15 protein-coding genes and 1 pseudogene are annotated in these 18,736 nt (G+C 72.6%); 9 read left to right on the top strand and 7 right to left on the bottom strand.

Going from position 1 to position 18,736, the window contains the following annotated elements; all coding sequences use genetic code 11:
• Positions 1-295: 295 nt before the first annotated feature.
• Complete coding sequence (locus GA0070624_RS18090; RefSeq protein WP_091342642.1) at positions 296-1,420, bottom strand: baeRF2 domain-containing protein; 1,125 nt, start codon at positions 1,418-1,420, stop codon at positions 296-298.
• Positions 1,421-1,560: 140 nt separating this feature from the next.
• On the opposite strand from GA0070624_RS18090, the gene GA0070624_RS18085 reads away from it, so the two are divergent.
• From GA0070624_RS18085 to GA0070624_RS18075, 4 genes and pseudogenes are all read left to right on the top strand, one after another.
• Entirely contained in the window at positions 1,561-2,112 is a 552-nt protein-coding gene (locus GA0070624_RS18085) for a hypothetical protein (protein WP_176732027.1), read from the top strand.
• A gap of 36 nt (positions 2,113-2,148) precedes the next feature.
• Positions 2,149-2,382: pseudogene (locus GA0070624_RS36885) on the top strand (alpha/beta fold hydrolase); the annotation flags it as partial.
• A gap of 160 nt (positions 2,383-2,542) precedes the next feature.
• Positions 2,543-2,869, top strand: a complete 327-nt coding sequence (locus tag GA0070624_RS36880) for an alpha/beta fold hydrolase (RefSeq protein ID WP_245719224.1) — start codon at positions 2,543-2,545, stop codon at positions 2,867-2,869.
• A gap of 131 nt (positions 2,870-3,000) precedes the next feature.
• The gene (locus GA0070624_RS18075) at positions 3,001-4,479 is read left to right on the top strand and encodes a glutamate-cysteine ligase family protein (RefSeq protein WP_091349017.1); all 1,479 of its coding nucleotides are present in this window, start codon (positions 3,001-3,003) and stop codon (positions 4,477-4,479) included.
• 6 nt (positions 4,480-4,485) lie between these two features.
• On the opposite strand, the gene GA0070624_RS18070 is transcribed toward GA0070624_RS18075, so the two are convergent.
• A complete protein-coding gene (locus tag GA0070624_RS18070; RefSeq protein WP_091342640.1) occupies positions 4,486-5,073 on the bottom strand; it encodes a GNAT family N-acetyltransferase in 588 nt (195 codons plus the stop codon).
• A 570-nt stretch (positions 5,074-5,643) separates the two neighbouring features.
• Here GA0070624_RS18070 and GA0070624_RS18065 point away from each other — a divergent pair.
• Entirely contained in the window at positions 5,644-6,357 is a 714-nt protein-coding gene (locus tag GA0070624_RS18065) for a hypothetical protein (RefSeq protein WP_218105194.1), read from the top strand.
• A gap of 15 nt (positions 6,358-6,372) precedes the next feature.
• Here GA0070624_RS18065 and treZ read toward each other — a convergent pair whose 3' ends face one another.
• Genes treZ through glgX form a run of 3 tightly spaced genes read right to left on the bottom strand, consistent with a single transcriptional unit; the run spans position 6,373 to position 12,559 of the window.
• A complete protein-coding gene (gene treZ / locus GA0070624_RS18060; protein ID WP_091342639.1) occupies positions 6,373-8,106 on the bottom strand; it encodes a malto-oligosyltrehalose trehalohydrolase in 1,734 nt (577 codons plus the stop codon).
• Positions 8,103-10,439 (bottom strand): malto-oligosyltrehalose synthase, encoded by a 2,337-nt coding sequence (treY, locus tag GA0070624_RS18055; protein WP_245718858.1) that lies wholly within the window; start codon positions 10,437-10,439, stop codon positions 8,103-8,105. The genes treZ and treY overlap by 4 nt, the downstream gene beginning before the upstream one ends.
• Positions 10,412-12,559, bottom strand: a complete 2,148-nt coding sequence (glgX, locus tag GA0070624_RS18050) for a glycogen debranching protein GlgX (protein WP_091342637.1) — start codon at positions 12,557-12,559, stop codon at positions 10,412-10,414. Before glgX ends, treY begins: the two co-directional genes overlap by 28 nt.
• Positions 12,560-12,877: 318 nt before the next feature.
• On the opposite strand from glgX, the gene GA0070624_RS18045 reads away from it, so the two are divergent.
• Positions 12,878-14,275, top strand: a complete 1,398-nt coding sequence (locus tag GA0070624_RS18045; RefSeq protein WP_091342635.1) for a glycosyltransferase family 4 protein — start codon at positions 12,878-12,880, stop codon at positions 14,273-14,275.
• Positions 14,276-14,313: 38 nt separating this feature from the next.
• Here the strand turns inward: GA0070624_RS18045 and GA0070624_RS34830 are convergent, their stop codons facing one another.
• On the bottom strand, positions 14,314-14,454 hold the full coding sequence (locus GA0070624_RS34830) for a hypothetical protein (RefSeq protein WP_176731756.1): 141 nt from the start codon (positions 14,452-14,454) through the stop codon (positions 14,314-14,316).
• Positions 14,455-14,532: 78 nt separating this feature from the next.
• On the bottom strand, positions 14,533-14,814 hold the full coding sequence (locus GA0070624_RS18040) for a hypothetical protein (protein ID WP_091342634.1): 282 nt from the start codon (positions 14,812-14,814) through the stop codon (positions 14,533-14,535).
• A 161-nt stretch (positions 14,815-14,975) separates the two neighbouring features.
• On the opposite strand from GA0070624_RS18040, the gene GA0070624_RS18035 reads away from it, so the two are divergent.
• From GA0070624_RS18035 to GA0070624_RS18025, 3 genes are all read left to right on the top strand, one after another.
• Entirely contained in the window at positions 14,976-15,632 is a 657-nt protein-coding gene (locus GA0070624_RS18035; protein WP_091342632.1) for a response regulator transcription factor, read from the top strand.
• A gap of 125 nt (positions 15,633-15,757) precedes the next feature.
• Positions 15,758-17,875, top strand: a complete 2,118-nt coding sequence (locus GA0070624_RS18030; protein WP_091342630.1) for a M14 family zinc carboxypeptidase — start codon at positions 15,758-15,760, stop codon at positions 17,873-17,875.
• 187 nt (positions 17,876-18,062) lie between these two features.
• A complete protein-coding gene (locus GA0070624_RS18025; RefSeq protein WP_141715071.1) occupies positions 18,063-18,668 on the top strand; it encodes a fasciclin domain-containing protein in 606 nt (201 codons plus the stop codon).
• Positions 18,669-18,736 lie beyond the last annotated feature (68 nt).

Below are 18,736 nucleotides of genomic sequence, written 5' to 3'. Positions count from 1 at the left end.
TCCCCCCACGGGTGGGATCAATCCTCGGGTGTCGCGGCGACGGGGCGGTAGGCACGCACCGCGCCCACTCGCGTCGAGGCGGCCCCTGGGTGGCCAGGCAGACCCCGATCTCGCCGGTGAACTTGGCGTGCCCGGTGGCTCCATGCAGGCGGCGGTCTCGGCGTTGCCGCGTCGAAATGAACTCCGGGTCCTCGCCGGCGCGGTCCAGGGCGGCCACCAGGGGGCGATGGCCGCTTCCGGACAGCCGAAGGCGCGCGGCACGCGCCAGGCGCGCAGCCGCTCCACCACCGTCCGGTCAGGAACCGCCCCGCCCGGGCGTGCTCGCGTCGACGAAGCGCAGCACGGCGCCGACCCCGTCGGTGAGCTCCGGCGCCTCCTCCGGCGCCAGCACGGTCAGCTCGGCCTCGGTGCCGACCAGCGCCCGGAGCAGGGCGGCGTCGGCGCGTACCCGCTGCGGGTCGGCCACCGACATGGCCGCGAGTTGCTGCGGGTCGGTGGCGATCTCGGTCGGTCCGGGGCCGATCCAGAGCTGTCCGTTCGCGGAGGGGTCATCGACGATCAGCATCGTGTCGACCTGGTTGCGTTGCAGCGCGGAGACCACGGCGTCGAGGCCGGCCCCGACGTCCTCCTGTACGCCGAACCGGTCGAGCGCGGCGTTGACCCGCTGGTCGGCGACCTCCGCGATGGTCTGCACCGTCAGGTCGTCCATGGCCCACGGGTCGGCACCGCCGGTCCGGGAGCCGGCGTCGGTGCGGACCATCTTCTCCTGCAACCGCTCGGGGAGCTGGGCGGCGATCATGCCGGTCGCCCGGATGTCGCCGGCGACCACCACCACGTCGGCACCCACCTTCTCGGCCAGCTCCGCGGTGGCCGCGGCGGCGTCGCCGGCGTTGTGGTGCCAGGCCTCCATCGCCGCGCGCTGGTAGCGGGACTGCGCCCACCCGCCCGGCCGCACCCGGCGCAGCTGGTAGCTCTCCCGGCCCTTGACGTGCGCCTTCCGGGGCACTCCGCCCGCGCTGACCGCGATGGCGTCGGCCCCGGTCCGGTCGGCCAGCACCCGTACCCAGGCGATCTGCTCGCCGCGCTGGGCGACCAGCGGCATGGTGTGCGGCAGGCTGGACCAGCTGGCCAGGTCCTTCAGCGGCGGCGCGGATAGGTACTCGGAGAGCACCACCCGGCCGTTGGTGGCGAAGACGGCCAGGCCGTAGTCGCCCGGCATCGGGTCGTGCCCACGGACCACCCGTTCCACCGCGTTGATGGTCGGCATGTCGGCACCCTGCTCCAGCAGTTGGCCCTTGAGGGCCCGCCAGCGCAGGTCGACCTGGGGACGGGAGTCGTGGGTGTCCCGGGAGGCGTCCAGGTAGACCGAGCACCACGGCCCGGGACGGTTGTAGAGCGGGCGCAGGAAGGACAGCTCCATGCTCGACCCCTTTCCGACTCGGCCGCACGCATACCCGCGCCGGTGCGGATGTCACCTGGCCGGGCGCCGGGTGACCGGCGTTCATTCACGTCGTTCAACCCGTCCAACCGATACCATCGGTGCACGGAACCGGACTCTCGGTGGTGATCATGGACAATGACCTCCACACCCGACGCTTCGTCGTCCATCCGACGGAGCGGATCGTCACCGGACGGGTGGTCCGGTTGCTGGAGGGCTATCCCCGCGAGGTGCGGGTGGACCAGCCGTTGCTGGTCGCGGTGCTCACCGCGGCCGTGCTGATCGGGCTGCTGGTGCTGCTGGTCCGCTCGCTGCTCGCCGGCGGCGGCCGGGGCAGCCGGCGCAGCTTCAAGGAGCTGAAGAAGGGGCCCGAGTTCCTGGTCACCCCACTGCGGCTGCGCGACGCCGCCGACCGGCTCGTCGAGGTCGAGCTGCACGGGCACCTGCCGCAGAGCGCCCTGCACCCGGCCGACCAGGTGCAGCTCACGCTGCGTCCCCAGCGGGATCCGAAGCTGCCGCCCCGGATCGAGCGGATCGTCAATCTGACCACCGGGCAGCTGCTCACCCCGCGTACCGCGACGGTCTGGTCCCACCTCGGTCCCGCCCTGCTGCTGCAGGCGGCGCTCGGCGCGCTGCTGCTGCTCGGCATCGCCGCCTGCGCAACGCTCACCTAGGTTTCCGCTCGGCCGGGCGGGGGCACCGGTGCGGCCATGTTCGCCGGATTCACCCTCGAGGAGATCGACGTCGGCCCGGTGCGGCTGCGGGTTCGGCACGGCGGGTCGGGGCCGCCGGTGGTGCTGCTGCACGGCCAGCCGCGTACCCACGCCACCTGGCACCGGATCGCGCCGCTGCTGGCCGACCGGCACACGGTGATCTGCCCGGACCTGCGCGGCTACGGCGGATCGTCGAAGCCGGCGAGCGACGACGCGCACATCCCGTACTCGAAGCGGGCGATGGCCGCGGACGTGGTGGGGCTGCTGGACGCGCTCGGCCACGACCGGGCACCGCTGGTGGCACTGGTTCTTCCTCGGGCAGCTCGACAAGCCGGCCGAGCGGCTGATCAACGCCGATCCGGACGCCTGGTACGGCGGCTCGGCCGCGCAGATGGGCGAGGAGGCGTACGCCGACTACCGCCGGGCCATCCACGACCCGGCCACGGTGCACGCGATGTGCGAGGACTACCGGGCCGGGCTCGGGCCGGACCGCGCGGCGGACGACGCGGACCGGGCCGCCGGGCGACGAATCGCCTGCCCGGTGCTCTTCGTGTGGTCCGAGCGGGACGACCTGGTCGACCTCTACGGCGACCCGGCCGCCATCTGGCGGGAGTGGGCCGACGACGTCCGCGCCGCCGCCATGGATTCCGGGCACCACATGGCGGAGGAGGCGCCGGAGCAACTCGCCGCCGTGCTGGCCGGCTTCCTCGCCGGCTGACGGGTCGGCGACACGGTGCGCGACGGGGATCACGCGGACCGTGGGTGGGTACGTAAAAGACCTTCGGGTCTTCCCCGCCCCGCATACGGCATGCGAGGTTAGGGGGGACCAGCGGTGACAGGGTGGTGACCATGGGCGAGGACGTCGGCGCGCGAACCTTCAGCCGCGAGGATCGGGCCCGCTACCGGGAGAAGGTACGGCGCTGCCTGGACGTCTTCGCCGAGATGCTGCACGAGTCGCGCTTCGACGTGGAGCGGCCGATGACCGGCCTGGAGATCGAGCTCAACCTGGTCGACGACGACTCGCAGCCGGCGATGCGCAACGCGGACGTGCTGGCCGCCATCGCGGACCCGGCCTTCCAGACCGAGCTGGGGCAGTTCAACGTGGAGATCAACGTACCCCCGCGCCGGCTCGCCGGCACCGGCACCGGGGAGTTCGAGGAGAACGTCCGGGCCAGCCTCAACGCGGCCGAGGAGAAGGCGCGGACGGTCGGCGCGCACATGGTGATGATCGGCATCCTGCCCACCCTGCGCCCCGAGCACCTGACCGCCGAGACGCTGTCGGCCAACCCGCGCTACCGGATGCTCAACGAGCAGATCTTCGCCGCCCGCGGCGAGGACCTGAAGATCTCGATCAGCGGGGTGGAACGGCTGGCCGTCACCGCGGACACCATCACCCCCGAGGCAGCCTGCACCAGCACCCAGTTCCACCTGCAGGTCAGCCCGGCCCTGTTCGCCGACTACTGGAACGCCGCCCAGGCCATCGCCGGCATCCAGGTCGCGCTCGGCGCGAACTCGCCGCTGTTCTTCGGCCGGGAGCTGTGGCGGGAGACCCGGGTCCCGCTGTTCCAGCAGGCCACCGACACCCGCTCGGAGGAGATCAAGGCGCAGGGGGTACGCCCCCGGGTCTGGTTCGGCGAACGCTGGATCACCAGCGTCTTCGACCTGTTCGAGGAGAACGTCCGCTACTTCCCGGCCCTGCTGCCGGTCTGCGACCCGGAGGACCCCGCCGAGGCCCTCGCCGGCGGCGGCGTGCCGAAGCTGGCCGAGCTGCGGCTGCACAACGGCACCGTCTACCGGTGGAACCGCCCGGTCTACGACGTGCTGAAGGGGCGGCCGCACCTGCGGGTGGAGAACCGGGTGCTGCCCGCCGGGCCGACGGTGCTCGACACCATCGCCAACGGCGCCTTCTACTTCGGGCTGGTCCGGGCGCTCGCCGAGTCGGACCGGCCGCTGTGGTCGCAGATGTCGTTCAGCGCCGCCGAGGAGAACTTCACCAACTGCGCCCGGCACGGCATCGACGCTCAGGTGTTCTGGCCCGGACTGGGCTACCTGCCGGTGACCGAGCTGGTGCTGCGCCGGCTGCTGCCGCTGGCGTACCACGGGCTCGACCGGTGGGGGCTGGACCCGGCCGAGCGGGACCGATTGCTCGCCATCATCGAGCAGCGCTGCCTGACCGGGCGCAACGGCGCGAGCTGGCAGGTGGAGACGATGCACCGGCTGGAGTCCGCCGACCACCTGGACCGGCCGGAGGCGCTGCGCGAGGTGGTCCGCCACTACGTGGACCTGATGCACAGCAACCGCCCGGTTCACGAGTGGCCGATCCCCTGAGCCGGGTCAGCCCGGCCCGCGCTCCCACGGGGACGGGTCGTCGCGGAGCCGGCTGTAGAGGTGGCCGTCGCGCCAGGCGCCGGCGCGGAACTCGCAGGCCCGGACCACACCTTCGAGCTGGAAGCCGGCCTTCTCCAGCGACCGCTGCTCGGCGATGTTCTCCGGGTGGGTGCCGGCCTGGATCCGCTGGGCCGGGGTGTGGCAGAACAAGTAGTCGCAGAGCACCGCCTGGGCCCGCCACCCGATCCCCCGGCCCCGCCAATGCGGCAGCAGAGCGATTCCGATCTCCCAGTGCTTCGCCACCCCGCCGTAAAGCCCGGACCGGTAGCTAACGAAGCCGGCGGCGGCCCTCTCCGCCTCGATCTCGACGATCAGCCGGCCGTCCTCCTCCCCCAGCCAGCCGTCGACGACAAAGCGCCGCGCCGGCGCCCCGGCGTCCCGGAACCCGTGCCAGTCCAGCCCGATCAGGCCCGGCTCGGTGGCGAACCGGCGAAACATCGCCAGATCCGCCTCGGCCACCGGTCGCAGCCGCACGCCGTCACGACCCACCTCCTCGCCGGGAGCCTCCGCTGACGCCGATCGATCCGTCACCATTCCCGGACCGTACCGACTTGGTCGCGCCCCCGCGTGCCGGTTGCGGCCTGCTCGCCGGAACCCGGCCGGGCACAACCGCCGCAGTCACTTGCGGCCCCCAACGGCGGCGTCCTCGCTGCTACCGTCGGCTCGCGCCGTCGTGACAGCCGGCCGTCGCACCGGGCCACCGGCACGCCATGACCGAACCGGCCCCCACGGAGACGACATGCGGATCCTGTACGACGACAAGGTCTGGGTCCACTACGGCCAGCTCTACGTGACCGAGGACGACATCCCGGACATGACCGAGGCGTTCGCCGGGCAGTCGAACGGGCTCTGCGGCGCGGGCGTGCCCGGTGAGCTGTTCCTGATGACCGGCACGCACACCGGGACGGTGCGGTTCACCATCGAGCTGCACGACGACGAGCCACCCACTGCGACGAGCGACTGGGAGGAGGTCGTCGAGGCCTCGTTCGCGCCCGGCGACGCCGACGTGCGCCTGACCCAGTGGGCCGGCGAACGGTCGTGGCCGCTCGACCTGGGCGACGGCGACCGGACCTTCCGCAGTTCTGGCCGACCCCGGACGCTGCGGTGCGGCCCGACGCCGTACTGCGGCAGACCAGCGGGGAAGCCGCCTACTGGCACGGCTACGCCCGCCGCCTCCCGCCGCCGCCGACGCCGGAGCAACGGGCCGAGGCCGAGCGCCGCGCCCAGCTCGAACGCGAACGCCGCCAGGAGGAGTACCGCCTGCGGAAGGAGGCGCGCCGGTGGGGTGGTCGCCCGCCGGGCGAGCGGCTGCGTGGGCTCGACGGCCGCGGCGCCGTCACCCTCATGGCGCGCCTCGACCGCGATCTGGTGGACGACGTCGTGGCGGCCGACCCCGGCACGCAGCGACGGATCGCCCGGTGGGCGGCGCGCCGGGCCCACGTCATGGCGGGCATCGCCGATCTCGACTGGATGGCCCCGGCCTGGGCGGCGCTCGAACGCGGGGATGCGCTCCCGGAGCCGTTCACCAACCCGGCCGCGATGTGGCGGCGGGTCACCGGGCACGACCTGACCGCGGAGACCCGAGTGGTGGCTCGTCTGGTCGAGGTGCCGCTCGGCCCCACGACGGATCTCTCCTATCTCGGCGGCACCCCGCTGTCGGCCGCGGTGAAGGCCCTCACCGACGCCGCGCTGCCCGACCCGCTGGAGGCGGCGCTGGGGGCAGTCTGGACGACCGCGACCGCGTACGGCGCCGAGGCGGCAGTGTTCCTCGCCGACGTCCGCCGCCCCTTCCCCGATGTCGCTCGCGAGCAGCGGTGACTTGGGGAAGCGGTTTCAGACGGCGACGATCGCGGCCGTCTCGGCCGGAAGCTCGAGGCCGTCGCGCATGACGGTGACGCCGGTGCCGGTGGCCAGCAGGACGCTGCGCACGACGCCGGGCAGGTTGATCCGCTGCGGCTTGGCCGCGAGGTTGGCCACGACCAGGCACCTCCCCCGTCGCATCACCAGAAAACGGTCGCCGTGCTGGACCTCGACGGCGTGCAGCCGCGGGTCGGACAGGTCCGGCCGGCTCTTGCGCAGCGCGATCAGCCGTCGATGGAAGTCGTACATCTCCCGGTGCTCGGGCTTGTCCAGCTCGGCCCAGTCCAGCCGGGAGCGGACGAGGGCCTGCGGGTCCTGCGGATCCGGCACCTCCCCCGCCGGCCAGCCGTGCGCCGCGAACTCCCGCTTCCGCCCGGTCGCCACCGCGGTGGCCAGCTCGGGCTCCGGGTGGCTGGTGAAGAACTGCCACGGGGTGCTGGCCGCCCACTCCTCCCCCATGAAGAGCATCGGGGTGAACGGCGCGGTCAGCAGCAGGGTGGCCCCGACCCGCAGCAGCGCCGGGGAGAGGGTCGCGGAGAGCCGCTCGCCGGTGGCCCGGTTGCCGATCTGGTCGTGGTTCTGCAGGTACGCCACGAACCGGTGCCCGGGCGTGCGCTGCCGGTCGACCGGGCGGCCGTGGCTGCGGTTGCGGAAGCTGGACCAGGTGCCGGCGTGGAAGAACGCACCGGTCAGCACATCGGACAGGCACTCCAACGAGCCGAAGTCGGCGTAGTAGCCCTGTCGTTCCCCGGTGAGCAGGGCGTGCAGGGCGTGGTGAGCGTCGTCGTTCCACTGGGCGTGCAGGCCGTGCCCGCCGGCCTCGCGCGGCGTGATCAGCGTCGGGTCGTTGAGGTCGGACTCGGCGATCAGCGACAGCGGCCGGCCCCGGTGCGCGGAGAGTGCCTCCACCTCGACCGCCACCTCCTCCAGGAAGTGGGTGCCCCGGGAGTCCGGCATGGCGTGCACGGCGTCCAGCCGCAGCCCGTCGACGTGGTAGTCACGCAGCCACATCAGCACGCTGTCGAGGATGTAACGGCGCACCCCGTCGGATTGCGGGCCGTCCAGGTTGACCGTCCGGCCCCAGGCGTTGCTCTGCTCGCCGAGGTACGGCGCGAACATCGGCGCGTAGGCCCCGGAGGGCCCGAAATGGTTGTAGACGACGTCGAGGATCACCCCCAGCCCCTTGCCGTGCGCGGCGTCGACCAGCCGCTTGAGCCCGTCCGGCCCCCCGTAGGGCTGGTGCGGGGCGTACCAGCAGACGCCGTCGTAACCCCAGTTGTGCTCGCCGTTGAAGGCGTTGACCGGCAACAGCTCGATCATGTCCACGCCCAGCTCGACCAGGTGGTCGAGGCGGCCGATGGCGCCGTCGAAGGTGCCCTCCGGGGTGAAGGTGCCGATGTGCAGCTCGTAGAGGATGCTGCCCGGCATCTGCCGGCCCGTCCAGGCCTGGTCGGTCCAGTCGAAGGCGGTGTGGTCGTAGAGCCGGCTCGGCCCGTGCACCCCCGCGGGCTGCCAGGCCGAACGCGGGTCGGGCAGGGCCCGCTCGTCGTCGTCGAGCAGGAACGCGTAGTCGGTGCCCGGACCGGCATCCGGCACCTCCAGCCGCCACCAGCCGTCCGGGCCGGAACGCATCTCGTGGTCGGCGACGTCGGGCAGGCGCAGCCGAACCCGGGCGGCTTCGGGCGCCCACACGCTGAATTCGGTCATGCGGCAGTCTCCACGAGGTCGGTGGGAGCCAGCAGGGCGACGGGATACCTGCTCAGCAGATCATCCATGAGCAGCTCAGACCCACTGTAGACCCGACCGGTGAACAGCTCCGTAACACGATGAACGGAAATCGACAGTGTCGTGCCCCGCCAGCCGCTGCCCCGGGCCAGGCCGAGCGGCAGCCGGGTGGCCACCGCGATCGCTCCGCCCCGGTGGAAGGCGACCGCGTGCGTCCCGGCCGGGCCGTGCGCCGGCACCGGGCGGTAGGTGGTGAAGAGCTCGGGGTGGTCCCGGCGCAGCCGCAGCGTCCGGGAGGCCACCAGCAGCTTGGCCGCGCCGTCCGCGGCCACCTCGGGCCGCCAGCCGCCGTCGAGCCGGGCCAGCAGCTCCCGGCGTACGCCGAAGTCGACCGGGCGACGGTTGTCCGGGTCGACCAGGGAGTTGTCCCACAGCTCGGTGCCCTGGTAGGTGTCCGGCACGCCGGGCATGGCGAGCTGGACCAGCTTCTGCCCGAGCGAGTTGGACCAGCCGGCCGGGGTGATCTCGGCGGCGAACGCGGTGATCTCGGCGGGCAGCGCCGGGTCGTCGTACATCCGGTCGACCAGGGCGTGCAGCTCGCGTTCGAAGGCCAGGTCCGGATCAGTCCAGCTGGTGGATCGGGCGGCCTCCCGGGACGCCTTCTCCGCGTACGCGTGCAGCCGGTCCCGCTCGATCGGCCAGGCGCCGACGGCGGTCTGCCAGAGCAGGTGGGCGAAGGCGGGGTCGGTCAGCGGCGCGCGCGCCATCCAGTCGGTCACCCGCTCCGCCCAGCGGTCGGGCAGCTCGGAGAGGACGGCCAGCCGGGCGCGGACGTCCTCGCCGCGCTTGGTGTCGTGGGTGGAGAGCGTGGTCATGCTGGCCGGCCAGCGCACCTGCCGGGCGGCGCCGAACCGGTGGAACTCCGCCGGCGGCACGCCGAAGTGGGCCGGGCTGCCGCCGACCTCGTTGAGCGCGACGAACCGGCTCCACCGGTAGTAGGCGGTGTCCTCCACGCCCTTGGCCATCACCGCGCCGGTGAACTGCGGGAATCGCATGGCGAGTTCGTCATCGGGGTCGCGCAGCCGGCGGGTGACCGCGTCCAGCGCCCCGGTGAGGTCGGGACGGCGCCGGCCGGCCTCGGTTCGGGCGACGGCCAGGTGCCGGGTGCCCTCGGGCGGGTAACCCCGGTAGACCGGGAAGGCGGCGGCCAGCTCGGCCAGCGCGGCCCGGGCCGCGTCGGGCGCCACCTCGGGGACTCCGGCGGCCAGCCGGGTCAGCTCGGCGGCATGCAGTCGGGTGGCCGCCGCGAGCTTCGTGGAGTGGGTGAGGTCCTGCCACGAGGTGTGCTGCCCGACCAGCCGGGTGTCCAGGGCGCTGAAGTCCCCCGCGGCGTCGGGATCGACGAACAGCCCGCAGGCGGCGGCGAGGGCGTCGTACCCGGTGGTGCCGTCGACCGGCCAGTCCGGCAGCTCCTCGCCGTACTCGAGGATCTTCTCCACCACCAGCCAGGCGGCCGGGGCGGCGGCACGCAGCCGGGCCAGGTAGTCGGCGGGGTCGCGCAGCCCGTCCGGGTGGTCGACCCGGATGCCGTCCAGCTCGCCCGCGTCGGCCCAGCGCAGGATCTCCGCGTGGGTCGCGGCGAAGACCTCCGGGTCCTCCACCCGCAGCCCGGCCAGGTCGGATACCGCGAAGAACCGGCGGTACGTCAGCTCGGCGTCGCCGCGCAGCCAGTTGACCAGCTCGTAGTGCTGCCGGTCGTGCACCTCCCGCGGGCCGCCCGCGCCGGTGCCGTCGGCGATCGGGAACCGGTGCTCGTGGTAGCGCAGCTCCCCGTCGACCACCTTCAGGTCGTCCAGCGCATCGGGGGTGTCGGCGAGCACCGGCAGCAGCAGCCGGCCGCGGTCCCAGTCGATGTCGAACCAGTCCGCGTACGCCGACTCGCGGCCCCGGCGCAGCACGTCCCACCAGGCCGGGTTGGCGGCCGGCTGGGCGACCCCGACGTGGTTGGGCACGATGTCCACGACCAGGCCGAGCCCGGCGGCGCGCAGCGCGCGCACCAGCCGTTGCCGCCCGGCCTCCCCGCCGAGTTCGGGGTTGACCGCACGGTGGTCGACCACGTCGTAGCCGTGCGCCGAGCCGGGGGCCGCAGTGAGCAGCGGCGCGCTGTAGAGGTGGGTGACGCCGAGGTCGGCGAGGTAGTCGGCGAGTCCGGCGGTGGCGTCAAGGTCGAAGCCGGGGCGCACCTGGACGCGGTAGGTCGACCCGACCCGCCTCGTCGATGCCGTCATCACGTCGGGTCGGGGGGTGTCACGCATGGTCGGACCGTCCTCTCCAGGACCACCAGCGAGCGGCCCGGTACGCAGATCGCGCCGCCCGCCTCGACCGTCGTCGTCTTCTCCGGATCCAGTTCCGCGGTGCTGATCACCAGTTCCCAGCGCTGGCCGAACTCCGCCCCGGGCAGGGTGAAGTCCAGCGGCGCGTCGTGGGCGTTGAACAGCAGCAGGAACGAGTCGTCGCGGTGGCGCTGACCGTACTGGCCGCGCTCGCGGATGCCCTCGCCGTTGACGAAGAGCGCGACCGAGCGGCCGAAGTCGTTGCCCCAGTCCTCGCCGGTCATCTCCCGACCGTCGGGGGTGTACCAGGCCAGGTCCGGCAGGCCGGAGCCGACGGCCCGGCCGCCCACCGGCAGGCCGGTGAAGAACCGCCGGCGGCGGAACACCTGGTGCCGGTGGCGGAAGTCGGTGAGCCGCCGGACGAACGCGAGCAGCTCTTCGTCGGCGTGCTCCCAGTCGATCCAGGTCAGCTCGTTGTCCTGGCAGTAGGCGTTGTTGTTGCCCCGCTGGCTGCGCCCCAGCTCGTCGCCGTGGCCGATCATCGGCACGCCCTGGGACAGCATCAGCGTGGCCAGGAAGTTGCGCCGCTGCTTCGCCCGCAGGGCGAGCACGCCGGGATCGTCGGTCTCCCCCTCCACGCCGCAGTTCCAGGACCGGTTGTGGTTCTCGCCGTCCCGGTTCTCCTCGCCGTTGGCCTCGTTGTGCTTGTCGTTGTACGACACCAGGTCGGCGAGGGTGAACCCGTCGTGGCAGGTGACGAAGTTGATGCTGTGGAACGGGCGGCGGCCGTCATCCTGGTAGAGGTCGGCGGAGCCGGAGATGCGGGAGGCGAACTCGGCCAGGGTGGCCGGCTCGCCGCGCCAGAAGTCCCGGACGGTGTCGCGGTACTTGCCGTTCCACTCGGTCCACTGCGGCGGGAAGTTGCCGACCTGGTAGCCGCCCGGCCCGACGTCCCACGGCTCGGCGATCAGCTTGACCTGGCTGACCACCGGGTCCTGCTGCACCACCTCGAAGAAGGTGGAGAGGCGGTCGACCTCGTAGAACTCGCGGGCCAGGGTGGCGGCGAGGTCGAAGCGGAAGCCGTCGACGTGCATCTCCTGCACCCAGTAGCGCAGCGAGTCCATGATCAGCTGGAGCGAGTGCGGGCTGCGCACGTTGAGGCTGTTGCCGGTGCCGGTGTAGTCGACGAAGTAGCGTGGGTCGTCCTCGCTCAGCCGGTAGTAGCTGGCGTTGTCGACGCCCTTGAAACTCAGCGTCGGGCCGAGGTGGTTGCCCTCGGCGGTGTGGTTGTAGACCACGTCGAGGATCACCTCGATGCCGGCGGCGTGCAGGGCCTTGACCATGCCCCGGAACTCCTGCACCTGCTGGCCGAGGCGGCCCAGGGCGGAGTAGCCGTGGTGCGGGGCGAAGAAGCCGATGGTGTTGTAGCCCCAGTAGTTGCACAGCCCCAGGTCGACCAGGCGGTGGTCGTGCACGAACTCGTGCACCGGCATCAGCTCGACCGCGGTCACCCCGAGCCGCTTGAAGTAGTCGATCATGATCGGGGAGCCGACGGCCGCGTACGTGCCGCGCAGCTCCTCCGGGATCTCCGGGTGGCGCATGGTCAGCCCGCGCACGTGCGCCTCGTAGATCACCGAGTGGTGGTACGGGGTGCGCGGCGGCCGGTCGTTCCCCCAGTCGAAGTAGGGGTTCACCACGACGGACTTCGGCATGAACGGCGCCGAGTCGATCTCCGACAGCCGGTCCGGGTCGGCCAGGTCGTAGTCGTAGACGGCCGGGCCCCACAAGATCTCCCCGTCGACCGCCTTGGCGTACGGGTCGAGCAGCAGCTTGTGCGGGTTGCACCGCAGCCCGTTCGCCGGGTCGTACGGCCCGTGGACCCGGTAGCCGTAGCGCTGACCGGGCTCGACGCCGGGGAGGTACGCGTGCCAGACGTAGGCGTCCACCTCGCGCAGCTCGACCCGCCGCTCGGCGCCGGTGTCCCACTCGTCGAACAGGCAGAGCTCGATCCGCTCCGCCACCTCGGAGAAGATCGCGAAGTTGGTGCCCATCCCGTCGTAGGTGGCCCCCAGCGGGTACCGCTCACCCGGCCAGACCTGCATGTCGCTCCTTAGCCGCAAGATCATGAGCGCACCGGTCGGGCGGGCCGCCGATGCGCACGCCGCTAATGCCCCGCCGCTCGCCGCGCCAATCCACCCGTTCGGACCGTAACCCAGATCCGCCCACCTCAGGCCGGCTGGACCTTCGGGTGTCATCCGTCACGATCGTGCTTTTTGAGATGCGTCTTGGCGCGAAATGCCCTTTGCTGGTTTCCGGACGCGCGCCCGCGCGGGTCCGCCCGGCCCTCGGCCAACCCCCACCAACTTCCTCACGCCGTCAGCGTCGCCGGCGCGCGCCAGCATGCATGGACGGAGATTGATGTGACCACCCTGCGGGTCGGCGAGCAGCCCGCCACCGCCCCGGACCGGACCCACCGGCCCACCCTCACCTCCCGCCCCCAGCTCCCCCCGCCGACCGGCCCCGGCCCCCGGAAGCGGCGCATCCTGATGCTCTCCTGGGAGTACCCGCCCGTGCTCGTCGGCGGGCTCGGCCGCCACGTGCACGCCCTCTCCGTCGCCCTGGCCGCCGCCGGCCACGAGGTCACCGTCGTCACCCGGCACGCCGAGGGCGCGGCCCTGGAGGAGTACGCCGACGGCGTGCGGATCGTCCGCGCCGCCGAGGACCCGGTGACCTTCCCGCTCGCCACGAACTCCCTGCTGGCCTGGACGATGGCCTTCAACCACACCCTCACCCGGGCCGCGCTGCGCGCCGCCGAGTCCGGCTCGTACGACGTGATCCACGCCCACGACTGGCTGGTCGCGCACACCGCCATGACCCTGCGCGAGCACCTGGACGTGCCGCTGGTCAGCACCATCCACGCCACCGAGGCCGGCCGGCACCAGGGCTGGCTGCCGGAGGAGATGAACCGGACCATCCACGGCGTCGAGCAGTGGCTCAGCGCCGAGTCCGGTCGGGTCATCGTCTGCTCCGGGTACATGCGCGACGAGGTGACGGCGCTCTTCGGCGTCCCGGCCGCCCGGGCGGACGTGGTGCCCAACGGCGTCGAGCCGCACCGCTGGCAGGCCCCGGTGGCCGCGGTCGCCGCCGCCCGGGCCCGGTTCGCCGGGGACGGCCCGCTGGTCACCTTCGCCGGCCGGCTGGTCTACGAGAAGGGCGTGCAGCACCTGCTCGCCGGGCTGCCCCGGCTGCGCGAGCGGCACCGCGGGCTGCGCGCCGTGATCGTCGGCGACGGCCCGTACCGGTCGACGCTGGAGGCCGAGGTGCAGCGACTCGGCCTGAGCGGCGCGGTGAGCATGCCCGGCTTCCTCGGCGGCACCGACCTGCCTGCCGTGATGGCCGCCTCGGACTGCTTCGCGGTGCCGAGCATCTACGAGCCGTTCGGCATGGTGGCCCTCGAGGGCGCCGCGGCCGGGGCGCCGCTCGCCGTCGCCCGGACCGGCGGGCTCGCGGAGATCGTCGAGCCGGGCGTCACCGGGATGACCTTCGCTCCGCAGGACCCGGACGGGCTGACCGAGGCGGTGCACGCGCTGCTGGCGGACCGGGAGCGGGCCCGGGCGCTGGCCCGGCGGGCCCGCGCGATGGTGCAGGAGCAGTACGGCTGGTCGGCCATCGCCGCCCGCACCGCCGCCACGTACGCGGCGGCGATCGCCACAGACGCCGCGTTCACCGCCGAGCGGGCCGAGCAGCGGATGAGCCTTGGCCGGGCGCTGCCCCCCATGCCGGAGGGCAACCTGCTCGCCGCCGCCGGCCTGCGCTGACGCGGCGGGCGGTCGGGAAGACCGCCCTGCCGGTGGCGTCAGGGACGCACCACCGGTGGGGCGGTCGCGAACTCGAGCTGCACGTAGGGGCAGACGACCCGGAAGTCCCCGGGGCTGAAGTCGCCCGCGCCGCCGCCGTCGTACCCGCCGTAGTGCACCCGCAGGCCGACCTCGAACACCGCCACACCGTTGGCGGAAACCCGGAACGAGTCGTAGGCGACGTGGGGCGTAAGTTCAGCTCGTCGTACACGAGGAAGTCATTGCCCGAGTTGAAGTACGGGCGGGGCCGTGGCGAGCACGTTCAGGGCCGCCCGGTGTCCGCGCAGGCCCCGCCGGAAGGCCTCCTCGGCGGCGGCGAAGTATTCGGCGGCGTCCGGCATCTCCCTACGGAAGGCGCGATCCAGCTCGCGCCGACTACGCGCCAGAAAATCCGGGCCGGGCTTCAGCCGCCGTTGGGACCGGGCCACCGCCCGGAGGCGTCGGGCATCCGCCGCCGCCTTCGCCTTCTCCGCGGACCGGAGCCGCTTCAGCTGGTTCACGTCGATGCCAGACCCCTCGCTCGATAGTTGCCAGCTGCGAGAGGACCGTCAAGATTGCGGCTTTCATCCGCCGACACACGCTTTTCGGGCGACCGCCCCGGCCGGTGTCCATCGGACAGACTCGCAGAAAGCCTGGTGGGACGAGGTCCGAGGAGACGCCGGTGCGGGTGCTTCTGGTGGAGGACGACCTGCGCGTCGCGTCCGTGCTCTCGTCGGCGCTGCGCCGCCGGGGCCACGCGGTCGTCTGGGCGACGACGGCGGCCGAGGCGGTCGAGGCGGGGCCGGTCGATCTCGTCCTGCTCGACCTCAACCTGCCGGACCAGGACGGCCTGGCGGTGTGCCGGCAGATCCGCCGGCAGGACGAGGACGTCGGCATCATCGCGGTGACCGCCCGGTCGGAAGAGTGGGACCGGGTGGCCGGGCTACGGGCGGGCGCCGACGACTACGTCGTGAAGCCCTTCTCGATGGTCGAGCTGCAGGCCCGGATCGAGGCGGTGATGCGCAGGGCGGGCCGGGCCGCCCGGACCGAGACCATGATGGAGGTCGGCGACCTGCGCATCGACCTGAACGCGCGGCGGGTCTGGGTGGCCGGCCGGGAGGTGAGCCTGACCCGCAAGGAGTTCGACCTGCTGCTGGCGCTGGCCCGGCAGGCGGGTACGGTCGTGCCCCGGGAACGGCTGCTGATGGACATCTGGCAGACCACCTGGGCCGTCGGGCACACGCTCGACGTCCACGTCGCGGCGCTGCGGGGCAAGCTCGACGATGCCGGCATGGTGCAGACCGTCCGCGGGGTGGGCTACCGACTGCGGGCCGGCTGACCCCTCGCTCCCCTCGGGCGGAAGTCTCAAATGATCCTCAAGAAATCCCGGACCGTTGACCATGGACGGTCCAGCTGACGTCTGCTGTCCGCACCCGTGCCATCCCACCTGTTCTTGGAGCTTCCATGGCAGACAGACGGACAACGGCCATCTTCTCGGTCCTGCTCGCGGCCACGCTCGCGGCGGCCACGGTGCCCGCGCCGGCGCAGGGCGAACCGGCCGCGTCGCAGCAGGCGGAGCCGAATCAGGTTCAGGGCCTCACGGTCGCGCAGAGCGACGGCTACGCCACGCTCGCCTGGACCCCGGTCGACGGCGCCACCGACTACCAGATCGAACGCACCCCGGTCGCCGCGGACGGCTCGGCCACCGGCCCGTCCGTGATCACCGGCGTCTGGCGCCCGAACCGCCAGGTCAACAACTCCTCGCCGACCTTCGCCGATGCCGGGTTCAACCCCGGGGCCCGGTTCCAGTGGCGGGTGCGCGCCCGCCTCGGGACCACCGCGCAGCCGTACTCGGAGCCGGTGAGCGGCACCACCTCAGCGCCGTGGGGCGACCCGGACGTGCCGGGCGAGAACCTGCGCACCCAGTGGGAGACCACGCTGGCCGCGCAGTACACCAGCGACGTCGACGAGTACGCCTACACCGCGGCCATCGACGAGCTGAGCGATCGCGTTCGAGTGGTGGAGATCGGCCGGACCGTGCTGGGCCGGCCGATCAACATGTTCGTCATCGGCCATCCCGCGCCGCCGGCCACCCCCGAGGCGGTGGCCGCAACGTCGCCGTTGCTGATCAACTGCAACGTGCACGGCAACGAGCCCGGCGACCGGGAGGCCTGCCTGATCCTGGCCCGGAAGCTGGCCTTCAGCACCGACGCCAGGACGCTCGACCTGCTGTCGCACACCACCGTGCTGATCGTGCCCACCATCAACGGCGACGGCCGGGCGGCCAACACCCGGGGCAACTCCACCGGCCAGGACCTGAACCGCGACTACTCGCTGATCCGTCAGCCCGAGACGTTCGCGCTGGTGAACATGCTGCGCCAGTACCGCCCGGTGGCCGGCTACGACGGGCACGAGTTCGGTAACTCCAACGCCGGGGACCTGCCGATGTTGCCGCCCCGGCACCAGAACGTCGCCCAGTCGATCTTCGACGAGTCGCAGCGGATGATCGAAGGCCACATGTACGAGCAGGGCGCCAAGGCGGGCTGGTGGCCGTGCCCCTACGGCTGTACCGGTGGCGGGAACGTCGGCCTGAGCGAGGAGACGATCCTCCGTAACACGCTGGGCCTCAAGAACGTCGTCAACTCGCTGCTGGAGCTGCGCAGCGCCGGTGGCGCCACCCGGCCGGACGAGGGCAACACGGCGAACAACCGGCGGCGCAAGGCGTACTCCGCACTGTGGACCTTCAACCAGTTCCTCGACTACCACCACGCGAATCTGAAGGAGATCAGCGAGGCGAGGGCGGAGGCGATCACCTTCCAGGTCTCGAACACCGGCCGCATCGTCTTCCGCGGGTCCCGACCGATCGAGGCGTACCCGGCGCCGCACCCGGGCGAGAGCCCGCCGCCGCTCGACGCCCCGGGCGACGAGCGGATCCTCAACGACCCGCCGTGCGCGTACAAACTAACCGAGGAGCAGTACACCGGGGCACGCACCGACGGTCCCGCCAACCTGCGCACCACCGTGGCCGAGCGCCTCGCCGCCCACGGCTGGAAGGTCGTCAAGGTCTCCGACGGGTACGTCGTTCCGCTGGCTCAGCCCGAGCGGGGGCTGATCCCCCTGCTGCTCGACGGGCAGGCGGTCGAGGGACTGGTCGACGCCGAGCGGGTGTACCCGACCGTGACCGGCCAGCACGACGGCGCACTGGTGGTGTCCGGTGTGACGTGTCTGCGGGAGGCGTTTGTGTCGGGCCCGGTACGGGTCCGGCCGGGTGGCACCCTGATCGCGACCGGCTCGTCGCTGGGCGGCCCGGTGGAGGCCACCGACGCCGCGGGTGTCTTCCTGACCGACAGCACGGTCGAGGGGCCGGTACGGATCGAGGGAACCAGCGGTCCCGTGGTCGTCGTCGACGCCACGGTCGCCGGCCCGGTCGACGTGTCGGACACCGGCGGTGACGAGCCCCTGGTGGCCGCCAACACCGTGGCGGGCCCGCTGCGCTGTGACGGCAACAGTTCCGCACCGGTCAACCTCGGACTGTCCAACTCGGTGCAGGGCCCGAAGACCGGCCAGTGCGCGAGCCTGTGACCCGCTGATCGTCGTACCGGCAGGCCAGGCCCGCCGGATCTGCCGGTACGACCCTCACCCGCACGTGGAGATCGCCGTGGCCGAGCCCGCCGTCCCGTCTCACCGACCCGAAACCCTCCCCCCGCGCCCGCGACCGCTCGGTCGAGTTCGGCTCCGGGCGACGGCGCTCGCCGCGGCCCTGTCCCTGGTGAGTGCCGTCGCCGGCTGCTCCGGCACCGGTGCCGACGCCCGGCCGCGGGCGGCCGACGCCGCCGCCACCGCACCGGTCTCGGCCGGCGTGAGCGGACCCCTGTGCGACCTTCTTCCCTCCGGCACCGACCCGGGCAACCCGGACTCGCTCGCCGGCGAACCCGCCGACGAGGCCCTGCAGTGGCTGCCCGTGCTCACCACCTTCGAGGCAGCGGTGCGGGCATCCGGGCTGGCCGCCGACCTGCGCGACACGTCCGGGATGACCATCCTCGCCCCGACGGACGACGCGTTCGCGGCCAAGTTCTCGGAGGAGAACCTGGACGAGCTGCTCCTGGTCCGCAAGGACGAGCTGCGCTATCTGCTCCGGGAGCACCTTGTCGCCGGGTCGCTCTCGTTGTCGGACCTGGTGGCCGCCGGTGGTGTCACCACCCTCGGCGGCACCAGGGTCACGGTCAGCGGGCAGGGCGCGGCGGCACGCCTCGCCGGCCGGGCGGACACCGTGTGCGCCGACTACCGGGCGACCCACGCCCGGATCCACATCATCAACCAGGTCCTCGGCGACCTGCCCACGACCGCGGGCGAGGGCGGGGACCGGGCGCACTGAATGGGGCGTCGCATCTCGACCGCAAGATTCCGCGGGCCATAGGCTTCGATTCACCTTGATTGATTTCC

Origin of the sequence: Micromonospora rhizosphaerae (genome assembly GCF_900091465.1) — a bacterium.
In the GTDB taxonomy this organism is placed as follows: Bacteria; Actinomycetota; Actinomycetes; order Mycobacteriales; family Micromonosporaceae; genus Micromonospora; species Micromonospora rhizosphaerae.
This window is presented reverse-complemented; position numbering and strand designations above follow the sequence as displayed.